Consider the following 4,959-nt stretch of genomic DNA (forward strand, 5'->3'; position numbering starts at 1 on the left):
TCTCGGAGGCGGGGGAGACGGGCTCGGGGTGCTTGTGGGATAGTCGCCTATCGGTGACCATCGCCACCTTTTCTTCCTCTGTCGACGCCTGTGGTGTCGGTGTGGGGCGGGATGGTGGGCCCGGCGGCGTGTACCTGTCGCTCGCGGGGGTAGTGGCGCCTGACGCACGCCACGAGGAGGGCCACGGCTGGATGGACCGTTCACCGGTGCGGGGTGTCGCCCGGTTGGCGGCGATACTCGACTCGCTGCCCGAGGCGCTGCTGCTCGTCGACGGCGGCGGGCGCGTGGTCAACGCGAACGCCGTGGCCGTGGGCTGGTTCGAGGCGCCGGGTGCGCCGCTGGTCGGACGGCCTGTCACTGATCTGCTCTCCGGGTTCGGCACCGCCTTGGCGCGGGTCGCCTCCCCCGACCCGACCGCCGGGGTGTGGACCGATCCGGGCGAATCCGGGCCGGGCTCGGTGTCCGGCGGCGATGCCGGGGTGCCCACCCGCATGGTCGCCAAGCTCGCCGACGGTTCGGCCTTCCCGGCCGAGGTCGTGCGCTCCTTCCTGCCGGCCGGGCACGGCGGGCTGGAGGTCGTGGTGGTGCGCGACGTCTCGGGCGTCGCCGACGCCGAGGCCGAGCTGCGCCGCCAGCAGCGGCAGACCGAACTGATCCTGCGCGCCGCCAGCGAGGGCATCGTCGGCGTGGACACCGGCGGCCGCGTGGTGCTGGTGAACCCGGCCGCCGCGCGCGTCCTCAAATACCGTGCCTCCGAGCTCGGCGGCCTGGAGTTCGACGCGCTGATCGGCGGGTCCGCCCCCGGCGAGCCGTCGCCGGTCGCCGACACCCTGCGCACCGGCCGCAAGCACCGCCTCGGCAGCGAGGCCGGGCTGCACCTGATCGCCAAGGGCGGCGGCACGGTGCCGGTCGAGCTCTCGACGGCCCCGGTGATGGAGGACGACGCCCTGGTCGGCGCGGTCGTCACCTTCGTGGACCTGTCCCGCTTCCGGCTCCCCGCGGTCCAGACCCCGCAGGTCCCGAACGGCGCCGGCGGACCCGGCGGCCACCCCGGCGTCGGTGCGTTCAGCGGGGCCAACGCCTTCGGCGGCGGCACCGGAATCAACGGCTCCAACGGCACCGTCCTGAGCGCCGAGTCGGTCAGCGCCCTGCGACGTCCCCTCGACGCCGCCCGCACCGGCCTGGCCCGCCTGGCCAACACCGGCGACGCCCTGACCCCCGGCACCCGCCACCAGCTGGCGCACGTCACCGCCGAACTCGCCGAGGCCGCGCGCCTGGTCGAGGAACTGCTCGACGCCGCGGCCGGCCCCACCGGCCTGCGCAAACGCCCCGCCGAGCTGGGCCGGATAGTGCACGCGGCCACGGACGCCGCGACCGACCTGGCCGGCGCCGCCGGCATCGACCTGGCGGTGCACACCGGCCCGGCCGAGGTCGTGATCGACGCCGAACGGATGACCCAGGCGGTCCGCCACCTGCTGGTGGACACGGTCCAGGCCTCTCCCCCGGGCTCCACTGTCGTGGTCGCCGCCGCACGCCGCGGCCCGATCGCGCGCATCGAGGTGCGCGGCGCGGAGGTCGCCGGCGTGCCGGAGCACCTGAGCTTCGCGCGCACCGTCGTGGAACGGCACGGCGGCCAGCTGACCGTGCACCGCGTCGACGGCAAGGGCGTCACCTATGTGATCGAGCTGCCGGTCGGCGCCGAGGGCGAGAACGAGCTGGCCTCCGGCGCGTCCTCGGCCTCGCGCAACCTGGTCGAGGAGACGCGGATCATCCCGATCGTCCGGGAGATCGAATCCGCGGAGCCGGCCGGCGCGCTCGGCGGACGGCGGCGCGGCGACTCGGCCGCGGCCACGACGACCACCATTCCCCGGCAGATCGCGCCGCCGGAAGAACAACTGGGAGACCGAGGAGAGCTCGCGGAACGCGGGCACCTCGGCTTCGGCCAGACCACCCACGTGCCAGCCGGTGCTTCGGCCTCGGGCAACGGCGCAGCGGCGGGAGCCAACGGGTCCACCGAGACGGCGCCCCGGGGACGTCGGCGTGCGGCGCACCAGGCGGCCGCAGCCAACGACAGCTATCTGATCCAGCACGTCGAGTCCTCGGGCGACGCCGCGCTGCGCACGTCCGGCTCGTACCAGGACGAGGCGGCGCTGGCGACGTCGGGGAACTTCACTCCTGAGGCCCAGAAAGCTCAGCAGGCTGCTTCGCTGTACGGAGATCCGGTGTTCCGCGAGCCGGACGGCGGCGACTCGCGCTTCGGCGCGCCTCGGGCTGTGGGATCGGGGTCGCTGTACGGTCCGGATCCGGCGCAGCCGTTGTTCCGCGACGAGGTGCCTGGTGCCGACGCCGCAGGTGCGGGCCCTGGTGCGCAGCCGGGCACGATGTTCGCCGGCGACGCCCGGGGCGAGTTGTTCTCCGTGCCGAAGACGTCGTCGCCGTTCGGTGACATGGCGGGCTTCGGGAATCAGGCGTCCGATGGTGTGTTCGGGACCGGGGCGCGGGGTTCCGAGGCGGTGAACGGAAGCCAGGGTGTCGCATTTCCGCCAGCCGGCGAGGCGCAGGCGCCTTTGCCCTTCTTGAGTGAGGCTCAGGCTCAGAATTCCGGGTTCACGATCCCGGAGCCGTTCGATCCGAACAGCAAGAGTTCTGATCGTCAGACCTCCGGACTCTCGCCGGCGGTCTTCCCGCCGCAGCAATCCCTGTCGCCCCAGCCGCCTGCACCGTTCCTGACGGAGGCGCAGACCGCGTCGCCGTTCGGGGCGCTCCCGCCGTCGCCGTTCGCGGCGCCGAAGCCAGCCGTCAGCGAGGCGGCGGCGTGGCCGAACCCGGAGGAGCCGGACCCGGCTCCGCAAGGTGTGGACGCGTGGCCGGCACCGGGCGGTGAGCCGCGCGGGGCCGCGCCGACGCTGCTGGTGTGGCCGACGCCGGAGACCGGGGCCGAGCAGGTGCTCGCGGCGCAGGGGTACGCGCCCACGGCGTTGAAGGCGCCCGCGCAGCTCAGCGAGACCGGGGCGGCGCGGCCGGTGGCGCTGTTGGCCGACCCGGTCGGCGTGCCGGTGACGCGCGCCGCGCTGCACACGCTGCGCGCCGCGGCGGCCGACTCGGGCATCCCGCTGTTCGTGACCGCCGGGTTGGGCGCCGTGCCGGTGGCCGCGATGTCGGCGACCGCGCGGCGCGGGGCCGATCCGTCCGCGCTGCTCAGGGCCCTGACACCGGAGCAGGTGTCGGCGCCCCGGGTGCTGCTGATCGAGGAGAACCCGGATCTGGCCGCCAGCTTCGCGATCTCGCTGGAGCGGGACGGGATGCGGGTGATCCAGGCCGCGAGCGAGAACGACGCGATGGCGGCGATGGTCGCCGAGCATCCGCAGCTGATCGTCATGGACATGACGCTGGTGCGGCGGCGGCGCTCGGGGGTCATCGACTGGTTGCGGACGTACGAGCGGCTGCATCTCGCGCCGACTGTGCTGTACACGGTGCCGGCGTCGATGACGACGGACGCCGGGGTGCTGCGCGCGCTTCGTTCCGGCGAGGCGGTGGTGCATCTGGTGGACCGCGAGGTCGGGCCGGAGGCGGCGCAGCGGATCGGCGATCTGATGGGGAAGATCGTGGACTGAGGCGGGGCTCGCTTTCTGCTCTGTGTCTCTGCTCTGCGTTTCTGCTCTGCGTTTCTGCTCTAGCGCATTTCGGCTGTCGTGATCAGGCGGATCGCGGCGTCGGCCCACGCGTCGAACGCCGCGCGTCCCGGGTCCGGGCCGAGCGTGCGATTCAGGCCACGAAGATCCGTCGCGCAGCGTCCGAGGCCGGCGGATTCCAGCCGGTCGGCCGTCGCGTCCAGGCGTGTGGTGAACGAGGGGGGCAGGTGGCGTGCGCCTCGGTGCGTCATCTCGGCGAGGAGTTCGAAGGCGTTCTCGATCGCCGCGGTGAGGCGGTCGGGCATGAGGGCGGCGCCGTCGTCGAGGTCCTTGGAGCCGTCGCCGGAGGCCAGGTCGGGGACCACGACGCGGCCCTCGGCGACCACCGCGATCGGCGTCAGGACCAGGCCGCCACGGCCGCGCCGGACGGTGGCCGAGACGTAGTCCGGGTCGCGTCGGAGCGCTTCGGCGAGGGCGTCGAGGGCCCCGGGCGCGACGGAGCGGTACTCGGAGACGATGCGCGCGGTGCCGCCGGCCGTGCCGCGGACGACTGCGGACAGGCGCTGGCTGCCTGGCTCGTACCAGAGGTGTTCGACCTCTGCGACATCCACGACGCGCACGTCCTCGGCATCGACGCGCGGCCGCACCAGGCGCGGCGGGAGCCGGTCGAACTCGGCGGCGAGCGCGTCCAGGTCGCGCGCGAGCAGCGTGCCGGGCAGGTGGCCCCACGCGCCGCCGGACTGGCTGACGGTCGTGCGCGCGACCCGGTTCACCGCCAACCGCAGGCGCCGATCGGCCCGCCGGTGCGCGGTCTCGGTCACGACATTGCCGCCGGCCAGCACACCCACAGTGCTCCCGGCCAACCGCCGCCCAACGAGATCGGCGCCGGTGACAGCGCCCTCATAGCGGCCATCGAGCGTGAGCACCACACCGGCAGCAGGATCGGCCAGGAACACCAGAGCCCTGCGATCCCCGCCGACCGCCAGCACACGGCACCCGAGCGCGGTCAGCCGCAGCCGCCGCAACGCGACCTCCGCCGCCTCCTCGGTACCCAACACGCGCGACTTCGGCTGCCCCACGGACGACCCGGCGACGCGCGCCCGCGCAACAAGCTCGGCGAGCAGGTCAGCGACCAGCACCTGCTGATGCCGCGCGGCCCGATCCGCATGCGCGGCAACCTGATCGGCCAGATCCTCGGCGGCGAGCAGCGGCCACCGCAGGCTCGCGGAGTCGAGATCGCGGCGCACGCGCGCCAGGCGCGGGGTGAAGCCGGCCGCGAGATTCGAGACGCCGGTGAGGAAGATGTCGGCAGCGAGGTCGACGGCGG

2 protein-coding genes are annotated in these 4,959 nt (G+C 74.1%); one reads left to right on the top strand and one right to left on the bottom strand.

Annotation, left to right across the window (positions count from 1 at the left end; all coding sequences use genetic code 11):
- The first annotated feature begins 191 nt into the window (after positions 1-191).
- Positions 192-3,614: a PAS domain-containing protein gene (locus GWK61_RS52725; protein WP_194921819.1), complete on the top strand. Its 3,423-nt coding sequence runs from the start codon at positions 192-194 to the stop codon at positions 3,612-3,614.
- Positions 3,615-3,673: 59 nt separating this feature from the next.
- Here the strand turns inward: GWK61_RS52725 and GWK61_RS52730 are convergent.
- On the bottom strand, positions 3,674-4,959 hold a 1,286-nt coding region (locus tag GWK61_RS52730), incomplete at its 5' end, for a YehQ family protein (RefSeq protein WP_228564440.1).

Origin of the sequence: Catenulispora rubra, assembly GCF_015356825.1 — a bacterium.
GTDB lineage: Bacteria > Actinomycetota > Actinomycetes > Streptomycetales > Catenulisporaceae > Catenulispora > Catenulispora rubra.